Source organism: Corallococcus sp. AB038B, from assembly GCF_003668955.1.
Taxonomy (GTDB): domain Bacteria; phylum Myxococcota; class Myxococcia; order Myxococcales; family Myxococcaceae; genus Corallococcus; species Corallococcus exiguus.
The window spans coordinates 339,116-359,000 of record NZ_RAWO01000009.1 but is presented as its reverse complement, the minus strand read 5'-3'; the positions used below and the strand labels follow the sequence as shown (position 1 = coordinate 359,000).

The window sequence follows — 19,885 nt, the reverse complement described above, 5'->3', positions numbered from 1 at the left end:
ACAGATTCCGGCCTGCGACACGGGCCGTGCCCGACGAAGCGGCCCCGTCGTCATCAGCGTTCGCATCCCGGAGGCTTCGTGTCTGCCACGTACCAATCCGAACTCATCGACCGCGTCCTCTTCTCGCGCTGGCACAACCCGCCGACGAAGGACGACGTCCAGGCCATCATGGCGCAGATGGAGGACGCGACGCAGCGACTGGGGCAGAACGTGCTCTACATCGCGTCCATCAGCCCCAAGGCGAAGGTTCCCGACGCGACCGAGCGCGCGCACCTGAACCAGATGGTCGCCGAGGGCCGCCGCTACTGTGAGCAGTCCTGGCTCGTCTACGAGGGCACGGACCTGCAGCACAACCTGCAGCGAGTCATCATCTCGGGCGTGCTCATCCTCACGCGCACGTTCGACAACTACCTGTCGGTCGCCAAGTCGGCGGACGCCATCGTCAAGGACGTGTCCACCGCGCTGAAGAAGGACGCGTCCTCCATCTTCCGCCAGGCGCGCGACCGCGGCCTCATCGCCTGACGAACCACGCGGGCGACGTCGGAGCCCCTCCGACGCCGCGTGCGTGATGGCGCCCGTGCCTACCGGGCGCCGATGATTTCCAGCTCCTTCAGCTCCACCCCCGGCCGCTCCGGAAGGACGCTCACCGCGTCCACGTCGAGCAGGGGGACCGTGGGCTTGCAGATCTCCCACCTGCCCGTGCCGTGGAAGCGGCAGACGGTGGGATCCACGAAGAAGCCCTTGCCCCCCGGCTCCGCGTGCCCCACGCCGTCCGGCGCGCGGACGTGTGCCCGCAGGGAGCCCGGCCCCGTGGCCCGCACCTGGAAGGACGCCACGTACTTCAGCGACGGCGCGTACCCCAGCCGCAGCGCGCCGTCAGTCCCCGTGCCCGCGCCCGCCATGGGCAGCTTCACCCCGGACAGCTCGTCCCGGTCGAACGCGCGGAACGCATCTCCCGGCCCCGTCGGCTGATCCGGCTTGATGGGCTTCGTCTCCACCGTGCCCGCCGTGTTCAGCGTCGCCAGCAGGGGCGCCCGCTGGGCCTGCTGCACCGCCGCCGCGTTCAGGAGCGCCGGGGGCAACTGCTCCGTCTTCACGCACGTGGGCGCCAGCGCCTCCGTGAGCGCCAGCAGCTGCGGCTCCACCTCCGCCCCCGTCATGGCCGCGGGGCCCACGGCCTGTCGCGCGAGCTCCTGGCAGGCCGTGCCCAGGGCGGGCCCTGCGTGCTCCAGGCTCCAGCTTGCTTCCTGGAGGGGCGGGTTCCCCCGGTGCGCGGCCTCCCGCAACGCCTGGGTCACCGCCTGGCCGCAGGGATTGTCAGCGGGCGCACATCGCTCGCACAGGGTGGCGAGCAGCTCACGGGGCAGGCCGGCCTTCGCCGTCAGGGGCGCTCGGGAGGCCAGGGCAGGGCCCCGGGCGCAGGCGGCGGCGGGAGGGGTGGGGCAGTCGCCGAGCTGCCGGTGCGCGTCACTCCAGGCCGTGCCCGCATCCCCTCCGGTGCCCCCGTCGCTCTGGAGGAGGTCCCCCAGGACGGCATCCAGGCCCCGGCACGCGGCGGGGCCCAGGTCGGGCGGGGTGATCTGCACCGGCTGCTTCGTGCCCGGCGCCTTCCCGGGGGCCGGAGCGGGCGGGGCTTGATGCGACACGTAATAGAGGCGCGCGAACGCCAGCAGCGCTACTAGCATCAAGAGAAGCGTGTGGAGCGGGAAGCGACGCACGAGCAAACTCCTTGATTCCGACCGGGACCGGGGGTTATCAGCGCCCGCGAGTTCCATCCGCAAAAATGACCGGAGGCGTGTGTGGCTGAGACTTTCGACGTGGTGATCATCGGCTCGGGTCCTGGCGGCTATGTGGGCGCCATCCGCGCGGCCCAGCTCGGGCTGAAGACGGCCATCATCGAAAAGGACAAGCGCCTGGGTGGCACGTGTCTGCACCGCGGCTGCATCCCCACCAAGTCGCTCCTGTGGACGGCGTCGCTCTTCCACCACATAAAGGAGTCGTCCGACTTCGGCATCGATGTGGCGAACCCGACCGTCAACTGGGCCAACGCCCAGAAGCACAAGGACAAGGTCGTCACGAAGGGTGCCAACGGCATCGACTTCCTGATGAAGAAGAACAAGATCACCGTGGTGAAGGGCCACGGCCGCATTGCCGGCAAGGGCAAGGTGGAGGTCACGGCGGAGGACGGCTCCAAGCAGACCCTGGAGACGAAGAACATCATCATCGCCACGGGCTCCGTGCCCAAGTCCCTGCCCAACGTGGCGGTGGACCACAAGCGGGTGATGAACAGTGACTCCATCCTGACCATCGACCGCATCCCCAAGAGCATCATCGTCCTGGGCGCCGGCGCGGTGGGCTGCGAGTTCGCCTCCGTGTTCAACCACGTGGGCAGCCAGACGGCCATCGTGGAGTACATGCCCGCGCTGCTCCCCATCGAGGACGCGGACATCTCCAAGGAGCTGGAGAAGGTCTTCAAGAAGCGCAAGATCGACGTTCACACGGGCGCGAAGGTGGAGAAGGTGGAGCACACCGCCGACGGCGTGCGCGTCACCATGTCCGTGGGCAGCGAGACGAAGACGCTGGAGGCCGAAATCCTCCTGTCCGCGGTGGGCCGCTCGCCCGTCACGGAGGACGTGGGCCTCAACAAGACGGCCGTCCAGGTGGACCGCGGCTTCATCAAGGTCGACACGCTGTGCCGCACCAGCGAGCCCAACGTCTACGCCATTGGCGACGTCATCCCCACGCCGATGCTGGCGCACATGGCCAGCGCCGAGTGCGTGATGGTGGTGGAGCACATCGCCGGGAAGAACCCCGCGCCCATCAACTACGACCTCACGCCGTCCGCCACGTACTGCTACCCGGAGGTCGCGTCCGTGGGCCTCACGGAGAAGAAGGCCAAGGAGCGCGGCTACGACGTGAAGGTGGGCAACGCCCCCTTCGCCGCCGTGACCAAGTCGGCCATCTCCAACGAGTCGGTCGGCCTCATCAAGATCGTCTCCGACAAGAAGTACGACGAGGTGCTGGGCATCCACATCATCGGGCCGCACGCCACGGAGCTGCTCGCCGAGGCCTGCGTCGCGATGAAGCTGGAGATCACCACCGAGGAGCTGGCCCACACCATCCACGCGCACCCGACGCTCTCCGAGATCATGCACGAGGGCGCCGAGGCCACGCTGGGTCACCCGCTGCACTTCTAGCGGGTACGGCGGCCCGGCCCTTTCCGGCCGGGCCCGCCGTAGAGCGCCTGCAGTGAGGCCGCCAGCGCGGCCAGCCGTTGGCGCAGCGGTTCCGGGGCGAGCACCTCCACGCCCGCCCCGATTTCGCACAGCTGGGAGACCGCGATGGACTCCCGCTCGAAATCCAGCGTCACCTTCCGCTTCCCACCGCGTGCCGCGGGCGCCTTGTCGATGCGCTCACCGTCGGCCGGGGGACGCATCCTCCGCAGCGCTGCTTCCCCCTCCTGCGTGCAGGAGAGCGTGACGTCGTAGCGGGGGCGCTCGGTGGCGAACTTCGCGCACCAGTCCTTCCAGAACACAGGCAGGTCGAAGCCCTGTGGGCGGGTGAAGCCCTGTGGGCGCAGCCGCACGTCGCCAATGCGTCCGCCCCGGAAGACGCGCGGGCCCTTGTCCGTCCCCGCGACGAGGTACCAGCGGTCCGCTTTGATCACGAGCCCGTAGGGGTCCACCGTCCGGCGGGAGCGGGCGCCGTCGAAGTCCTGGTAGCTCAGCGACACGCGGCGGTCCTGCCAGGCGGCGTCCCGCAGCTTGCCCAGGTGCGGCAGGGGCTCGCGGCCGGTGAACCAGCCGGAGGCGTCCACGTGGAGCCGCTGGCGCGCGTGCTCCAGCGCGGGCTGCTGGAGGGCGGGGAGGGCCGCGGCCAGCTTCACCAGTCCTGTGCGCAGCGGCCCGGACAGGCCCAGGTCGTCCAGGGCGCCAGGAGCGCCCACCGTGGCCAGGGCTTGGAGCTCCGGGCGGGTGAGGCCGGTGAGCTGCGTGCGCCAGCCCTCCATCAGCGCCACGCCGCCGGTGGCGCCTCGGGTGGCGTAGACGGGGACGCCCGCGGTGGAGAGGGCGTCCAGGTCCCGGTGCACGGTGCGGCTGGAGACCTGGAGCTCGCGCGCCAGCTCGCCCACGGTGCTGCGGGGCCGGGACTGGAGGCGCATCAACAGGTGGACGAGGCGATCCGCGCGCATGAGCCCTCTGGGTTTCGGGAGAGGTGCAGTCTGGGCCGGCAATCATGACAGGGGTTGTCAGGATTGGGGATGCATGGTGGCGCGTGAAAGGGGAGCACTGACATGAAGCCACTCGAAGGACAGGTGGCCCTGGTCGCTGGAGCGACGCGGGGCGCGGGCCGGGGAATCGCGACGATGTTGGGGGCGGCGGGGGCCACGGTGTACTGCACCGGGCGCAGCGTGCGGGGGAACCTGGCGAGCGGGGCGTCCCGGCCAGAGACGATTGAAGAGACGGCGGAGCAGGTGACGGCGCTGGGCGGGAAGGGCATCGCGGTGCGGGTGGACCACACCGTGGAGGAGGAGGTGGAGGCGCTGTGTCAGCGCATCCGCTCCGAAGCCGGGAAGCTGGACGTGCTGGTCAACGACATCTGGGGCGGGGAGACGCTGCACGAGCTGGGGCTGCCGTTCTGGAAGCAGTCTCCGGCGAAGGCTCGGTTGATGTTCGACCGCGCCGTGTACACGCACCTCGCCACCAGCCGCTACGCGGTGCCGCTGATGCTGGAGCGCGACCGGGGACTCATCGTGGAGGTGACGGATGGGGACTCGTTTGGCTATCGGGGCGGCGTCTCGTACGACGTGACGAAGATGGCGGTCATCCGCCTGGCGTTCGCGATGTCGAGGGACCTGCGCCGCACGAACATCACGGCGATGGCGGTGACGCCGGGGTTCCTGCGCTCGGAGGAGATGCTGGATGGCTTCGGGGTGAAGGAGGCGAACTGGCGCGACGCGGTGAAGAACGTCCCGGACTTCATCGCGTCGGAGACGCCGTCGTATGTGGGCCGCGGGGTGGCGGCGCTGGCGGCGGATCCGGAGGTCCACCGCAGGGCGGGGCGAGTGGTCGCGTCGTGGACGCTGGCGCGCGAGTACGGCTTCACGGACCTGGATGGATCGCGGCCGCACTGGGCGGAGTACTTCGAGCGGACGTATGGGAAGCCGTACACGGTCGCGGATGAGGCGGCCTATGCGTCGTGGCTTGGCGGCTCCATCGAAATCGTGTGTCCGGACTGGCCGAAATACTGACCGTGCACGGCTCATCCCCGGCGGCCGGGCGAAGCGCTATGGTCTGACGCGAGAGGTCGCGCACATGGCCAAGGGGCACCGCAGGAACGACGAGCCGGATCGGATCGACGAGACCCGGGTCGCACCGTTGGACGACGACCTGGACGAGACGGACGAGGTCCGCACCGAGCAGACCCAGGTGCCGGCTTCGGTACAGCGCGACGCCGCGGAGGCAGCCCGTTCCTCCGCGGCGACTCCCGGCCGGAAGTCCTGGGGCAATCAGTCGCGGAGCGCGCCTCCCTCGGGCGCGCCCCCGCGCACACCTGAGTCCACGGGCCTGGAGTCGCGGATGACGCCGCCTCCCGTTCCCGACGATGACCTGGTCCTGGAGACCCGCGTGGATGGGTTCACGCCCCCTCCGCCGCCCTCTGGCCAGGGCGCGTGGGAGGAGGACGCCGCTGCGTTTGCCGCTCCGGAGACCGTCGCGCGTCCGTCGCGCGCCGGAGAGGGTGGACGCCCACCGCGTGGGGGTGCACGCGAGAACGGGCAGGGCGCTCCAGATGTTGTGCGCCCCGGTCGCGCGGTGACCCGCGAAGAGGGGCACGACCTTCCGGAGATTGTCCGCCCGTCGCGCGGTGGTGCGCGCGAGGAAGGGCAGAGCCTTCCGGAGAATGCACGTTCGGGCCGTGGTGGCTCGCGCGAAGAAGGCCAGGACCTTCCGGAGATCGTCCGTCCTTCACGCGGTGGTGCTCGTGATGAAGGCCAGGGCGTTCCTGAGAACGCACGCTCAGGTCGCGCAGGCACGCGCGAAGAAGGGCAGGGCCTTCCGGAGATCGTCCGTCCTTCACGCGGTGGCGCTCGCGAAGAGGGCCAGGGCCTCCCGGAGATCGCCCGCCCTCCCCGGGGAGCAGGCGCCGCTCGTGGCGGTGCTCGCGAAGAAGGCCAGGGCCTACCAGAAATCGCCCGCCTGGGCCGTGACGGCGCGAAGCAGGAGGAGAGCTTCGAGCTGCCGGAGATCATCCGCGCGGGCCATGGCGCCGAACTGGACGGAAGCTCTTCCGCGCCTCCGCGCAAGGCCAGCCGGCCGGAGCCGATGATCTTCGCGCCGCTTCCCTCCGCGCAGGCCGCGAACCAGTCCGAAGCGACGCCCGAGCTGCGCACGATGTTCGCCACCCACTCCGCGCTGCTCGCGGAGCGCCTCAAGGGCGAGCTCCAGCACAAGATCTACGGCCGCTCCCCGCACCGCATCCTCCGCGTGGACGAACCCGAGGGCCCCAGCACCGCGGGCGGCAAGCAGGCCCGCCAGGCCATCTCGCTCGTGGACCGCAAGGGGACCGCCCCCGCGCTCGTCGCGGGCTGGGTGGACGTGGCCAAGGGACAGGCCTCGCTGCGCAACCACGAGGCCGTGGCCAAGCGCTACGAGTTCCAGCACGGCACTCCGTTGGAGCTGGCCTCGGAGGAATACGAGAAGTTCCTCACCGACGTGGACGAAGTGCTGCGCACCGCCGCGATCCAGGTCCGCATCCTCGTGCCAGACGAATCCGCGCCCACGCGCGCCACCGTCGGGCAGCAGGCACCGCGCGCCACCGGCGTCGCCGTGCGCTGGGTGATGCTGCTCGTCATCGTGGCCTTCCTGCTGGGGCTCGGCGCGGGCGCCACGCTGCTCCACGGCGGCTGACGGCCCACCACTGTCCAGTGAACGAAGGGGCGCTGCGCACCGGTGCGATGGCCCGGCCGCTCCACCCCTTCCACCTTGGTGTCTCCCCATCCGGCCGGAGGCACCCATGCCGTCATCCCCTCGCCGTCCGAAGTCCCACCTGCGCAAGCTGCTGGGCGGCTGTGTCGTGTCCGTCGCCCGGGCCTTCGCCCCCACCTCCGTGCTCGCGGACGGCCCTCCGGTGATGGATGTCCGGCCGCGTTACGGACGCGTTCCAGGCCCGGGCCGTGACTCTCAAACACTCGGAATCCGAGGCTCGGATCCGCGACTCACCGGATGACGCGGGAGTGACAGCGGGGCGGGGGGCCCCATGGTACGGTGCTTGCGTCATTTTTCAGGGGGGACAGCCACGAGTGCCCGCCCTGGAACTTCGTGAGCCCCATCATGCGCAGACTCTCTCTGCTGGCCCTCTGCCTCGTCGTCGCCACCGCGTGTTCCTGCGGCGACAAGGACTCGAAGGGCGGCCCCCCGGAGACCGGCACCGCGCCGACTCCGTCCTCGAAGTCCCCTGGCCTCGCCGTCGAGCCGCTGCCCGAGCCTCCCGCGCTGAAGATCGACGCCGAGGACGCCGCGTCGCAGGGTCCGCTCTCCATCGCGGCCGCGCGGCCGACGGGCCAAGTGTACGGCAGCGCCCGGCCGACCATCACCTTCACCAAGCCGATGATCGCCCTGGGCTCGGTCGCCGCGGAGCGTGGCCTCGCGGCCCCCGCGACCATCACTCCCGCGCTGGAAGGTGAGTGGCGCTGGCTGGGCTCCGCGAGCGTGGAGTTCGTGCCGAGCGCTCCCGCGAAGATGGGGACGCAGTACACGGTGACGGTGCCCGCGGGTCTCAAGGCCATGGACGGCACCGCGCTGGCGCAGCCGTACACGTTCCAGTTCGAGACGCAGCGCCCTTCGCTCCAGACCGCGCAGCCGGAGTCGGAGTTCCGCTGGCTGCAGCCGGAGCAGGTCTTCACGCTGACCTTCAACCAGGCCGTGAAGGACCTGGCGCAGCACGCGCGCCTGGAGCCCGCGACCGGCGCGCCCGTGCCGCTCACGCTGGTGAAGACGACGCCGCTCGCGGACGTGAAGGAAGTGCAGGTGGGCAGCGGCCCGGCGCGCAAGTCGCAGGACCGCCGCGTGAAGTACGAGCTGAAGCCCGCGCAGAAGCTGCCCTCGGGGACGCAGTTCACCCTGGTGGTGGACGGTGAGCTGACGGGCACGGATGGCCCGCTGCCCATGGGCGAGGCGGTGCGCCACCCCTACGCCACCTACGGCGCGCTCAAGGTGGAGTCCGCGGGCGCGTGCGTGTTCTCCTGGGGCGAGGAGCAGTGCTCCTACGGCCCGCTCATCCTCTTCACGTCCAACGAGCTGGATGTGGCCTCGCTCAAGGGCAAGGTGACGCTGGAGCCGAAGGCGGAGATCGACTGGGAGCGCGTGCAGACGCAGATGCCGTGGTCGGGCGGGGAGCTGAAGAACCCCTACGTGTCGCTGCCTGGCCGCTACCGCCCCGGCACCACGTACAAGATCAAGGTCGCGGAAGGGTACAAGGACCTCTTCGGCCAGACGGGCCCGGCCTTCCAGGGCCAGGTGAAGCTGTCGGACGTGGAGCCGTCCTTCGACTCCGGCTCTCGCGAAGCGCTGGTGGAGGCGTCGGGTGACGGCTCCATCCCGCTGGTGACGACCAACGTTCCGGAGGTGCTGGCGGAGGTGTGGTCGCTGTCCCCCGCCGAGCTCGCGCGGTTCATCGACGCCAACGAGTGGCCGTCCTCGGAGCCCTACCGCACGACGGTGGACACGAAGGCCGCGCGCAACCTGGAGCGCACCTCGCCGCTCGACCTGCGCCCGGCGTTCAACGGGGCGAAGACGGGCCTGTTCCTCGCGCGGCTGGATGCGCCGTCGCTCAAGCAGAAGTATCCGCGCCGGGTCATCGGGCAGGTGACGGACCTGGCGGTGCACGCGAAGCTGGGCGCTGCCTCTGGCGTGGTGTGGGTGACGTCGCTGGCGACGGGCGCCCCGGTGCCGGACGCGCAGCTCACGCTCTGGGACAAGCAGGGCACGGAGCACTGGACGGGGACGACGGACGCCAACGGCCTGGCGAAGGTGCCGGGCTTGTCGGAGCTGCTCAAGCCCAAGGACGAGTCCACCTGGAACACGCCCTGGGCCATGGTGTCCGCGGTGAAGGACACGGACATCGGCGTGACGCTGTCCACGTGGGAAGGCGGCATGTCGCCCGGCGCGTTCTCGCTGCAGAGCGCGTGGGAAGGCCGCGTCCCGGACAGCCTGGGCTTCGTGTTCGCCGACCGTGGCATCTACCGCCCCGGCGACGACGTGATGCTCAAGGGCGTGGCGCGCTACCGCCGCCTGGGCGTGCTCAAGTCGCCGCCCGCGAACGCGAAGGCGCAGGTGACGGTGACCAGCTCGCGTGGCGAGAAGGTCTTCCAGACGGAGGCCACCGTCACGAAGTACGGCACCTTCCGCGCGGACCTCAAGCTGGGCAAGGACATGCCGCTCGGCTACTACGACGTGGCCGCGAAGCTGAAGGTCGGCGGCGAGACGCTGAGCTACGGCGGCACCTTCCGCGTGGAGGAGTACCGCGCGCCGCAGTTCCGCGTGGACGTGGCGGTGCCGAAGAAGGACGTCGCGGCCGGTGAGCCGCTCACCGCCCGCGTGGATGCGCGCTACCTGTTCGGCGGCGCCATGGGCGACGCGCAGGTGCGCTGGAGCGTGCAGCGTGTGAGCTCCTTCTTCACGCCCCCGGGCAATGAAGCCTTCACCTTCGGGGTGAACACCTGGTGGTGGGACGACGACCAGCCGGAGCACAGCAGCGAATCGTTCGGCTCCGGTGACGGCCGCACGGACGCGCAGGGCCAGCTCGCGCTGGCGGTCGGCTCCGCGGACGCGCCCGGTGGCAAGACGTGGGAGTACACGCTGGAGGCGGAGGTGGAGGACGTCAACCGCCAGCGCGTGGCCAACCGCAACCTCATCATCGTGCACCCCGCGGACGTCTACGCGGGCCTGCGCACGCTCTCCACCGGCTTCGCGGAGGCCGGCAAGGAGGTGGCGCTGGAACTGGTCGCCGTGTCGCCCGAGGGCAAGCGCCAGGACGGCGTCGCGGTGGACGTGAACATCAAGCGCCGCGAGTGGAAGTCCATCCGCAAGAAGGGCGACGGCGGCCAGTGGTTCACCGTCACGGAGCCGGTGGAGACGGAGGCGGCGAAGTGCTCGGTGAAGAGCGCGGCGACGCCGCAGCCGTGCAAGTTCACTCCGGCCGAGCCCGGCCTCTACGTGATGGAGGCAGTGGCCACGGACGCGAAGGGCCGCAAGGCGACGACGCGCGACTCGCTCTACGTCACCGGCTCCGGTTGGGTGTCCTGGCAGCGCAACGACACGGACCGCATCGACCTGGTGGCGGACAAGCAGCTATACGACGTGGGCGACACCGCGAAGATTCTCGTGAAGAGCCCGTACCCGCAGGCGGACGCCATCCTCACGGTGGAGCGCGAGGGCGTGCTCAGCGTGCGCCGCGTGAAGCTCAAGGGCAGCGCCACCGCGCTGGACGTGCCGCTGGGTGAAGGCGCCATCCCCAACGTCTTCGTGGGCGTGGTGTTGGTGCGCGGCCGCGTGGAGGCGGCCAAGGGCATCGAGTCCGGTGACGACCCGGGCCGCCCCGCGGTTCGCGTGGGCTACACGCAGCTGAAGGTGGAGAAGAAGGCCAAGCGCCTGTCGGTGGCGCTGACGCCGGACGCGCCGGAGAAGCGCCCGCGCGACAAGGTGACGGTGGATGTCGCGGTGAAGGACTCGACGGGCAAGGGCACGAAGTCCGAAGTCACGCTCTGGGCCGTGGACGAAGGCGTGCTGCGGCTGACGGGCTACAAGGCGCCGGATCCGCTGGATGCGATGTTCCAGGAGCGTGGCCTGTCGGTGCGCATCGGCGAGCCGCTCATCCACCTGGTGCTGCGCAAGCTGTACGGCGAGAAGGGCTCGCGGCCGGGCGGCTCTGGTGGCTCCGACACGACGGGCTCCGGCATCCGGTCCAACTTCAAGACGACGGCGGTGTTCCAGTCGGTGGAGACGGACGACCAGGGCATGGCGAAGGTGGAGTTCACGCTGCCGGACAACCTGACCACCTTCCGCATCATGGCGGTGGCCGTGACGGACGCGGACCGGTTCGGCGTGGGCGAGAGCAAGGTGCAGGTGGCCAAGCCGCTGCTGGCGCTGCCGGCGCTGCCCCGGTTGGTGCGCGTGGGCGACAAGGCGGAGGCGGGCGTGGTCATCCACACCACCAACCCGGCCATCAGGGAGGCCAAGGTCACCGCGCAGCTCACGGGCGTGCGCGTGGAGGGGCCCGCGGAGAAGACGGTGCAGCTGGACGGCAAGGCCCGCGAGGTGCGCTTCACCTTCGTGGCAGAGCAGCCGGGCACCGCGGTGCTGCGCTTCGCCGTCGCCGGTGGCGGTGAGACGGACGCGGTGGAGCAGAAGATCCCCGTGCAGCTGCCCGTGGGCATGGAGGCGGTGGCGGTCTACGGCGACACGACCAACGAGCGCGTGGAGGGGCTCAAGCCGCCGGGCGGCGTGCGTCCGGGCATGGGCGGCCTCTCGCTGACGATGTCCTCCACGGTGATGGGCGGGTTCGACGAGTCGATGAACCAGCTGGTGGACTACCCCTACGGCTGTCTGGAGCAGATGTCGTCTCGGCTGGTTCCGTTCGTCGCGCTGCGCGAGCTGTCCGGCAAGTTCGGCGTGGCGTGGACCGGTGGCTCGGATGAGCAGAAGCAGGCGTTCGTGCGCGGCTTCCTCAGCGAGGACGCGCTGAAGACGCAGGGCACGTTGGATCCGGACACGGTGGTGACGGCGACGGTGCGCAAGATCCAGGCGCTCCAGAACCACGATGGTGGCTTCCGCTTCTGGGCCTCCAGCGAGTGCTCGTCGCCGTATGCGTCCGCGTACGCGACGCTGGCGTTGGCGCGCGCGAAGGAGGTGGGCTACCCGGTGGAGGCGGCCGTCCTCGACAAGGCGAAGAAGTACCTGGCGGACAAGGTGGCGGCGGGCGTGTGCACGCAGTGCGCGTATGGCTGCGACGCGCCGGGCCCGGAGACGCGGGTCTTCGCGCTCTACACGCTGTCTCGCATGGGGGCGCCGCGGCCGTCGTACTACAACGAGCTGTTCGAGCAGCGGCAGAAGCTGCCGCTCTTCGCGCAGGCGATGCTGACGGACGCCATCTTCGTGGGGAAGGGCAACCGCGCGCAGGGCCAGAAGCTGCTCCAGGAGCTGCTCAACAAGGCCCAGGAGTCCGCGGCGGGCGTGCACTTCCAGGAGACGGACGCGAAGACGTACGCGCCGCTCTGGTCCTCCGACACGCGCACCACGGCGCTGGTGCTCCAGACGCTGGTGGACGTGCAGCCGGACCACCCCTACGTGTCGAAGATGGGGCGCTACCTGGCGTCCGCTCGCGAGGGTGACGGGCGCTTCCGCAACACGCAGGAGGCGGCCTTCACGCTGATGGCGCTGTCGGAGGTGGTGCGCCGCAAGGAGACGGCCATCCCGTCCTTCGAGGCGGTGGTGAAGCTGGGCGGCCAGGTGATTGCCTCCGCCGACTTCAAGGGCCGCGACATGGGCGTGAAGACGGTGCAGGTGCCGGTGGAGAAGCTGGGTCCGGCGGACAAGGCGCAGCCGCTCACTTTCGGCGTGAACGGCACGGGCAACCTCTACTACGGGGCGCTGCTGCGCTACGCACCGGCGCAGCTGCCGGTGGACCCCATGGACAGGGGCATCATCGTCCAGCGCTGGTTCGAGCCGTACACGGGCGGCGGCCAGGCGAAGGCGGCGCGCGCGGGCGAGCTGGTGCGAGTGCGAGTGCGCGTGGCCACGCCCATGCGGCGCAACTTCGTGGCGGTGGACGTGCCGCTGCCCGCGGGCCTGGAGCCGGTGGACACGTCACTGGCCAGCACGGCGCGGCTGCCGGGCCCCGCGGGCTCTGGCCAGGAGGAGGGCCCCGGCGAGGGCTACGAGTACGAGAGCGAGGAGGACCTGTCGGAGACGGACGAGGGGAACAACGTCTGGGCGACTCGCTTCTGGTCGCCGTTCAACCACACGGAGATGCGGGATGACCGCGTGGTGTTCTTCGCGGACGAGCTGCCTCCGGGTGTGCATGTGGCGACCTTCGTCGCCCGGGCCACGACGCCGGGTGACTTCCTGCTCAAGCCCGCGCACGCGGAGGAGATGTACGCGCCGGAGGTGTTCGGCCGCTCCGAGGGTGGGCGCTTCCCGGTGCTGATGCCGGACGAGGTCGCTTCGAAGTGATGAAGCGCCTCACGCTTCGCGGGGCAGTGCGCGCCGTTGCGGTACTGGCGGCGCTCCTGGTGGTGGGCTGCGCGGGCTTCATCGCGTGGCCCCTGCCGGGGACGTTGTTGTCTCGCGAGGCGCTGTCCTCGCTGGTGCTCACCGACCGCACGGGCCACGCCCTGCGCGAGGTGCTCTCCCGCGAGGACGGACGCAGTGTGGGCCTTCCGGAGGGACGCATTCCTCCGAAGGTGCGGCAGGCGTTCATCGCCGCGGAGGATCAACGCTTCACGTGGCATCCGGGCGTGGACGTGGTGGCGGTGGCCCGGGCGGCGCGAGACAACGTGTCCGCCGGGCGCATCGTGTCCGGAGCGTCCACGATTCCGCAGCAGCTGGCGCGCAGGTTGGTGCCTCGGGAACGCTCGTGGTGGGGCAAGGCCGGTGAGGCGCTGTGGGCGCTGCGGCTGACGGTGCACCTGTCCAAGGAGCAGGTGCTGCTGGAGTACCTGGACCGTGTGCCGCTGGGGAACTCCACGTTCGGTGTGGAGGCGGCGGCGCGGCGGTATTTCGGGCGGCCCGCGGAGCGGTTGTCGGCGGGGCAGGCGGCGCTGCTCGCGGGGATGGCTCGGTCGCCAGCGCGGAGGGATCCGTACCGGCGGCCGGAGATGGCCATGGCCGGGATGCGCGATGTGCTGTCGCGCATGGTGGTGGAGGGCTTCCTGACGAAGGAGGAGGCGCGGCTGGCGGAGGAGACGCCGTTGGATCTGGTGCCTCCGGAGCGCGTGTTCGAGGTGCCGCACCTGACGACGGCGCTGCTCCAGCGGCTGCCTGAGCTGGGCCTGGACCGGGCGTCGCGCATCGAGACGACCATCGACCCCGCGCTCCAGGCGGCGGTGGAGAAGGCCATCACGGAGGAGCTGCGGGGCCTGGCGCACCGGCGCGTGGGCGAGGCGGCGGCCATCGTCATCGACAATGCTTCGGGCGAGGTGCTCGCGTACGTGGGGTCCTCGGACTTCCTGGACGAGGAGAAGGGTGGGCAGAACGACGGCGTGCGCTCGCTGCGGCAGCCGGGGTCGGCGCTCAAGCCGTTCGCGTATGGGCTGGCGCTGAGCAAGGGCTTCACGCCGTCGAGCGTGCTCGCGGACGTGGAGGTGCACCTGGCGACGCCGGGCGGCGCGTACGTGCCGAAGAACTACGACCGGCGTGCGCACGGCCCGGTGCGGCTGCGGGCGGCGCTGGCGTCCAGCTACAACATCCCGGCCGTGCGGGTGGCGGACGCGCTGGGGCCGGAGCAGGTGCTGCGCGTGCTGCGCGAGGCGGGCTTCCAGAGTCTCAAGGAGAGCGCGTCGCACTACGGCGTGGGCATCGTGCTGGGCAACGGGGACGTGACGCTGCGCGAGCTGGCGCGGGCGTACCGGGGGCTGGCGCGGGGTGGGGTGGTGGGGCCGTTGAGGGAGGTGCGCGTCGCGTTCGGGCCGGATGGCAAGTCGCTGAGGATTCCGCAGGAGTTGGAGGAGCACCGCTTCCTGGCTGCGCGGCCGGTGGAGCTGCTCACGGACGTGCTGGCGGACGAGGCCGCGCGGGCACCGGCCTTCGGTCTGGACAATGCGTTGCGGCTGCCGTTCCGCGTGGCGGCGAAGACGGGGACGAGCCGAGCGCACGTGGACAACTGGGCGGCGGGCTTCACGCGCGAGCGCACGGTGGCGGTCTGGGTGGGCAACTTCGACGGCACGCCGATGCGCGGTGTGTCTGGCATCACGGGCGCGGGCCCGGTGTTCGCGCGGGTGATGGCGCTGGCGATGAGGGGCCTGCGCGCCGCGCCGCTGGTGGACCGGAGTCACTTCGAGGCAGCGGAGATCTGCCCGTTGTCCGGCGAGCGCGCGGGCCCGAACTGTCCCGGTGCGATGAAGGAGGTCTACCTGCCGGGCACGGCGCCGCGCCACACGTGCACCATGCATCGTGGCGACGGCTCGCTGGACGTGGGCCCGGCGTATCTCGCGTGGGCACAGGCGGAAGGACTGGCCTCCACGTCGGTGAGCGCCGAGGGAGGACCGGGAGCGCAGCCCGGCTTCATCCTGCCGGCGAACGGGGATGAGTTCCTGGTGGAGCCCGAGCTGCCCGAAAGCGCGCAGGCTGTGCCCGTGCGGGTGATGGCGCCGCAGGGAGCGAAGCTGCTGGAGCTGCGAACGGACGATGGCCGCCGCATCGAGCTGCGCCCGCCCTTCGTGACGCGGCTGCCAGCGGTGTCGGGCGAGCGCCGGTTGGAACTCTGGGCGCCCGGTGGCTCCGAGCCGCTGGCGGTGACGCGGTTCCGGGTCCGATGAACGCAGCGGGCGTGGCCGTGCTCATCGCCGCGCTGGTGGCGGGCACTGCGCCTGGCGTCGAGAGTACGGGCTCGCTGTTGTTGGCGGCTGATGCGCATGTCCGCTCCACTTCACGGTCCGCGCGGTCGTCGCCAGCTGCCAGCTCGCAGGCCGATGCGAGCGCGACCACTGCGCCTTCTGCCCGTGCGCGCAAGCCCGCAGGCGATACGCAAGTCCGCCCCGCTTCACGGCCCACGCGCTTGTCGCCAGCGTCCAGTTCATCGACCAATGCGATCGCGTTCTCCGTGCCTGCCGCTCGTGCGCGCAAGCCCGCAGGCGATACGCAAGTCCGCCCCTCTTCACGGCCCGCGCGGTCGTCGCCCGTCGTCAGCTCACCGGTCGATGCGAGCGCGTCCTCCGCACCTGCCGCCCGCGAGCGCAAGCCCGCGACCGATACACAGGTCGACGTCCGCATCCTCTCCAAGCACAGGCCCGCGCGGCTGCGGCTGGACGGGCCGCGCTCGCTGGAGGCCGTTGCCTCTGGAGACACGCTCGTCGTGGACGGCCGCCCCCAGCCTCATGCTCTGCGACTCGACGCTGGCCGCTGGCATGTGCGGGGCCGTGGCTTGGACCGGCGCTATGAGGCCGCGCTTTCGCTGGAGGCCAGGGACGGTGAGCTGATCGTCGTCGCCACCTTCGCGCTGGAGGCCTACGTCGCCGCTGTCACCGCGAGCGAGACCGAGGTCGACACCCCCTTCGAGGCGCTCCGTGCCCAGGCCATCACCGCGCGCAGCTACGTGCTCGCTTCCGGCAAGCGGCACGATGAGGCCCGAGCCTGCGATCTCACCCACTGCCAGGTCCTTCGCGGTGAGGGCTTTGCCCGCCACCTGCGCCGCGCACGCGATGCCGCCCGCTCCACGGAAGGCGTCGTGCTGCGGCTGCCCGGTGGCGCCGTGGCCCTCGCTCCATTCCACGCAAGCTGTGGCGGTCATACTGCCGAGCCCGTGGCCGTGTTCGGTGCCCCCGACCTCACCGGCGCCGCCGCCGTGCCCGACCGCTGTCCCGCGTCTCCGTGGCGCGCTGTCGTGCCTCGCGCGCTGGTGACGGCTGCTGCTTCGGTCGCGGTTGGTGGCCCCGCGCAGGCGGAGGATCTGATGCTGGACCGGGACTCCAGTGGCGCGGTGGTGCGCATCGTGGACCGCGCTTCGGGACGAGAGGGCCGCGGTGATGCGTTCTTCCGCGCGCTCGGAGCACGTGCCGGTTGGGATCGGATCCGCAGCGCGCGGTTCTCGATGACGCTTGGCGGTGACCAGGCACTCCTCGAAGGACAGGGTCACGGCCACGGAGTCGGCCTCTGTCAGGCCGGCGCGGCCCTGCTCGCACGGCAGGGCTGGACCGCGGAGCAGTTGCTCGCGCACTACTTCCCGCGCGCCCTACTGGAGACGCCGCGGGACAAGTGAACGCGAGGGCCGGAATGGCCTCCTGTTCGCAGTCGTCCGCGAAGGTGACGGCCCTCCGGGGGCTCTCCCCTGGCCTCTCCGGGAGGGCTTACCAGCAGCCGTCGTGCTCCGTATCGATTGCACCAGAGCCCTCAGCCCCGCGCGGTCCGGTGGGGAGGTGGCTTCGCGCACCGGCCATCCCGGTGCGGAACCCAACCGGGAGGCATCACATGGCGTTCAATCTGATCGAAGCAGTCGGCTCACAGTTCATGCAGAAGGGATTGCTCCAGAAGATCAGCGGTTCGCTGGGCGAGGATCCCCAGGCCACCACCAAGGCGCTGCCGGGCGCCATCGCCGCCGTGGCCGCGGGCGTCGCGGACCAGGGCGGAAACGAGGCCGGTGCCCACCGCCTGCTGACGAAGCTCAACGAGGGCGGCTACACCGGACCGGACGCCTCCCCACGTGCCGGCGGCGTTGGCGAGGGGCTCCTCGACGAGGAGGAGAGCGGGAAGGGGATGCTGAGCGGCATCTTCGGCAACAAGCTGGGCGGCATCACCGACGGGCTCACCCGCTTCGGCGGGATGCGCAACGCCGGCTCGGCGACGCGGCTGTTGTCCCTGGCCGCACCCATGCTGATGGGCGTCCTGGGCAAACAGGTGCGTGATCAGCGCATGGGCTCGTCCGGGCTGATGCAACTGCTCAATGGCCAGCGCAACAACATCGCCGCCGCGCTGCCCGCGGGCCTGGGCGGCATCCTGGGCTTCGGCGGTGCGCGCCACGCGGTTGCGGAGGTCATCGAACCCCACCGCGAGACGGTGACGCAGGTCCGTGAGACGGCGCCCGTGCGCGAGGCCCACACCGTGCGTGAGGCGACGCCGCGGACGACCTACAACCGTCCGCCGGAGCGCAAGAAGAGCATCGCCGGCTGGGCGGTACCGTTGGCCCTGCTCGCCCTGGTCGCGCTCGCGTGGGGCGCCCTGCGTGGACGCAGGCACGAGTCCGCCCGGGCCCCGCAGGTGAGCCGCACCACACCGCCTCCCGCGCAGGAGCGTGTCGCGCAGGCCCCCGAGCCCGTGCGGCCCACGCAGCCGCAGCAGCCCGCGACGCCTCCCGCGGAGCCGCCGCAGACCGCGCAGCCGACCCCGCCCGCCACGGGTGGTGCCGGCACGCAGACCGATGAGGGCACGGGCGGCTCCGGCGACGTGGAGAAGCAGACCGCGGGCGCGGCGGACACCCAGAAGCCGGAGGAAGCGGGCACCGGCGGTTCGGGCCAGGAGAAGATGCGCGCGAGCGACCCCAACAGCCTGCGTGAGGCCTTCAACGGCCCCAGCGCGGAGCAGGGCTTCGTGCTGGAGGGCGTGGAGTTCAAGACGGGCTCGTCGCAGCTCACCGCCAAGAGCCAGAAGATGGTGGGCGAGCTGGGTGACGTGATGCAGGAGAAGTCCGACACGCGCGTGCGCATCAATGGCTTCACGGACTCCACCGGCGACGCGGACGCCAACCGTCAGCTGTCGCAGAGCCGCGCGGAGAGCGTGAGCCGGGCGCTCGTGCGCCGAGGCATCCCGCAGGACCGCATCGAGGTCAGCGGCGAGGGTGACGCGAATCCCATCGCCCCCAACGACACCCCCGCGGGCCGCGTGCAGAACCGCCGCATCGAGGTGCAGGTGCTCGGTCAGTAGTCCCCCAGGCCATGTGGCCCCGGCGGCGTCCGGTCCTCACTTCGAGGGCCGGGCGCCGCTGTCTTGAGTCCCAAGGTCGTGCTCACACCCCGCCCGGCAGGCGGCCGAGGAGGCGTTCCCGCCGCTCGGGTCCCGCTGGAGGTGGGGCTGCCCGCCCCGCATGGCCGCGCCCTGTCCACCGCGTTACACCTCCCGGAAGTTGTCCTCGGGGTTGGCCCGCGCTAACGCGAGGCGTTAGGGCTTCACGCTTGACCCTGCTTTCACCCACCCTCTAGAAGGCCCGCGACCCATGGCGACTCCCGACAGGTTTCCCCTCCCACAGGTCTCTGAAAGCACCCGTAAACCCGAGTGGTTGAAGGTGCGCCTGCCGCATGGCGAGGGCTATGAGCGGGTGAAGGCCATCGTGAAGCGCGTAGGGCTTTCCACGGTGTGCGAGGAAGCCCGCTGCCCGAACATCGCCGAGTGCTGGGGCGGTGGCACCGCCACGGTGATGCTGATGGGCGAGGTGTGCACGCGTGCCTGCCGCTTCTGCCACGTGAAGGTGGGGGCCCCCCCGCCGCTGGACCCGATGGAGCCCATCCATCTGGCGCAGGCGGTGCGGGAGATGAACCTGGAGTACATCGTCGTCACGTCGGTGAACCGCGACGACCGTCCGGACGGAGGCGCCGGCCACTTCGCGTCCGCCATCCGGGAGCTGCGCAAGGAGAGCCCGCGCACGCTCGTGGAGGTCCTCATCCCCGACTTCAAGGGGAAGGAAGAGGACCTGGCCACGGTGGCGCAGGCGAAGCCGCACGTGGTGGCGCACAACGTGGAGACGGTGGAGCGGTTGACGCCCACGGTGCGCGACCGCCGCGCGACGTACCGCCAGTCCCTGCGTGTGCTGGAGTACCTCAAGAACCGCCCGGAGAAGGTCTACACCAAGACGTCCGTGATGGTGGGCCTGGGCGAGACGGATGAGGAACTGGAGCGCACGTTCAAGGACCTGCGCGATGTGGGCGTGGACGTGCTCACGCTGGGCCAGTACCTGCAGCCGTCGCAGTACCACCTGCGCGTGGAGCGCTTCGTGACGCCCGCGCAGTTCGAAACCTACAAGGCGCTGGCGGAGTCCTTCGGATTCCTCTACGTGGCGTCCGGGCCGCTGGTTCGCTCCAGCTACCGCGCCGCCGAATTCTTCATGAAGGGCCTGATGGAGCGCGAGCGCGTCGAGCGACTCGGCTGACCGGACGCACCCCTTCCCCAACCCCAGAGAGACACTC

General features: G+C 70.8%; 12 protein-coding genes. 10 read left to right on the top strand and 2 right to left on the bottom strand.

The window, feature by feature from the left end; genetic code table 11:
• Positions 1 to 78: 78 nt before the first annotated feature.
• On the top strand, positions 79 to 522 hold the full coding sequence (locus tag D7Y04_RS30150; RefSeq protein ID WP_120562860.1) for a DofB protein: 444 nt from the start codon (positions 79 to 81) through the stop codon (positions 520 to 522).
• 59 nt (positions 523 to 581) lie between these two features.
• Here D7Y04_RS30150 and D7Y04_RS30145 read toward each other — a convergent pair whose 3' ends face one another.
• Positions 582 to 1,718 carry a hypothetical protein gene (locus D7Y04_RS30145; protein WP_233601637.1) on the bottom strand — a complete coding sequence of 379 codons (1,137 nt, stop codon included), beginning with the start codon at positions 1,716 to 1,718 and terminating at the stop codon, positions 582 to 584.
• Positions 1,719 to 1,799: 81 nt separating this feature from the next.
• On the opposite strand from D7Y04_RS30145, the gene lpdA reads away from it, so the two are divergent.
• The gene (gene lpdA / locus D7Y04_RS30140; RefSeq protein ID WP_120581104.1) at positions 1,800 to 3,197 is read left to right on the top strand and encodes a dihydrolipoyl dehydrogenase; all 1,398 of its coding nucleotides are present in this window, start codon (positions 1,800 to 1,802) and stop codon (positions 3,195 to 3,197) included.
• Here the strand turns inward: lpdA and D7Y04_RS30135 are convergent.
• Positions 3,194 to 4,192, bottom strand: coding sequence for a YafY family protein (locus tag D7Y04_RS30135; RefSeq protein ID WP_121761510.1), 999 nt, complete (start codon positions 4,190 to 4,192; stop codon positions 3,194 to 3,196). The genes lpdA and D7Y04_RS30135 overlap by 4 nt on opposite strands.
• Positions 4,193 to 4,294: 102 nt before the next feature.
• Between D7Y04_RS30135 and D7Y04_RS30130 the strand changes: the two genes are divergently transcribed.
• From D7Y04_RS30130 to lipA, 8 genes are all read left to right on the top strand, one after another.
• On the top strand, positions 4,295 to 5,251 hold the full coding sequence (locus tag D7Y04_RS30130; RefSeq protein WP_121761509.1) for an SDR family oxidoreductase: 957 nt from the start codon (positions 4,295 to 4,297) through the stop codon (positions 5,249 to 5,251).
• Between the two features lie 64 nt (positions 5,252 to 5,315).
• Positions 5,316 to 6,908 carry a hypothetical protein gene (locus D7Y04_RS30125; RefSeq protein ID WP_121761508.1) on the top strand — a complete coding sequence of 531 codons (1,593 nt, stop codon included), beginning with the start codon at positions 5,316 to 5,318 and terminating at the stop codon, positions 6,906 to 6,908.
• A 106-nt stretch (positions 6,909 to 7,014) separates the two neighbouring features.
• Entirely contained in the window at positions 7,015 to 7,227 is a 213-nt protein-coding gene (locus D7Y04_RS44145) for a hypothetical protein (RefSeq protein WP_147454806.1), read from the top strand.
• Between the two features lie 104 nt (positions 7,228 to 7,331).
• Positions 7,332 to 13,229: an Ig-like domain-containing alpha-2-macroglobulin family protein gene (locus D7Y04_RS30120; protein ID WP_147477220.1), complete on the top strand. Its 5,898-nt coding sequence runs from the start codon at positions 7,332 to 7,334 to the stop codon at positions 13,227 to 13,229.
• Complete coding sequence (gene pbpC / locus D7Y04_RS30115) at positions 13,229 to 15,532, top strand: penicillin-binding protein 1C (protein ID WP_121761506.1); 2,304 nt, start codon at positions 13,229 to 13,231, stop codon at positions 15,530 to 15,532. The genes D7Y04_RS30120 and pbpC overlap by 1 nt, the downstream gene beginning before the upstream one ends.
• 284 nt (positions 15,533 to 15,816) lie before the next feature.
• Positions 15,817 to 16,971: a SpoIID/LytB domain-containing protein gene (locus D7Y04_RS30110; RefSeq protein WP_158627610.1), complete on the top strand. Its 1,155-nt coding sequence runs from the start codon at positions 15,817 to 15,819 to the stop codon at positions 16,969 to 16,971.
• A gap of 209 nt (positions 16,972 to 17,180) precedes the next feature.
• Complete coding sequence (locus D7Y04_RS30105) at positions 17,181 to 18,629, top strand: OmpA family protein (RefSeq protein ID WP_158627609.1); 1,449 nt, start codon at positions 17,181 to 17,183, stop codon at positions 18,627 to 18,629.
• Between the two features lie 289 nt (positions 18,630 to 18,918).
• On the top strand, positions 18,919 to 19,848 hold the full coding sequence (lipA, locus tag D7Y04_RS30100; RefSeq protein WP_121761503.1) for a lipoyl synthase: 930 nt from the start codon (positions 18,919 to 18,921) through the stop codon (positions 19,846 to 19,848).
• The last annotated feature ends 37 nt before the right edge of the window (positions 19,849 to 19,885 follow it).

What these genes read in the sequence shown, in the direction of transcription:
- D7Y04_RS44145 (WP_147454806.1), top strand. Translation starts at nt 7,015, where the DNA reads ATGCCGTCATCCCCTCGCCGTCCGAAGTCCCACCTGCGCAAGCTGCTG.
- pbpC (WP_121761506.1), top strand. Translation starts at nt 13,229, where the DNA reads ATGAAGCGCCTCACGCTTCGCGGGGCAGTGCGCGCCGTTGCGGTACTG.
- lipA (WP_121761503.1), top strand. Translation starts at nt 18,919, where the DNA reads ATGGCGACTCCCGACAGGTTTCCCCTCCCACAGGTCTCTGAAAGCACC.
- D7Y04_RS30105 (WP_158627609.1), top strand. Translation starts at nt 17,181, where the DNA reads ATGGCGTTCAATCTGATCGAAGCAGTCGGCTCACAGTTCATGCAGAAG.
- D7Y04_RS30135 (WP_121761510.1), bottom strand. Translation starts at nt 4,192, where the DNA reads ATGCGCGCGGATCGCCTCGTCCACCTGTTGATGCGCCTCCAGTCCCGG.
- D7Y04_RS30130 (WP_121761509.1), top strand. Translation starts at nt 4,295, where the DNA reads ATGAAGCCACTCGAAGGACAGGTGGCCCTGGTCGCTGGAGCGACGCGG.
- D7Y04_RS30120 (WP_147477220.1), top strand. Translation starts at nt 7,332, where the DNA reads ATGCGCAGACTCTCTCTGCTGGCCCTCTGCCTCGTCGTCGCCACCGCG.
- D7Y04_RS30125 (WP_121761508.1), top strand. Translation starts at nt 5,316, where the DNA reads ATGGCCAAGGGGCACCGCAGGAACGACGAGCCGGATCGGATCGACGAG.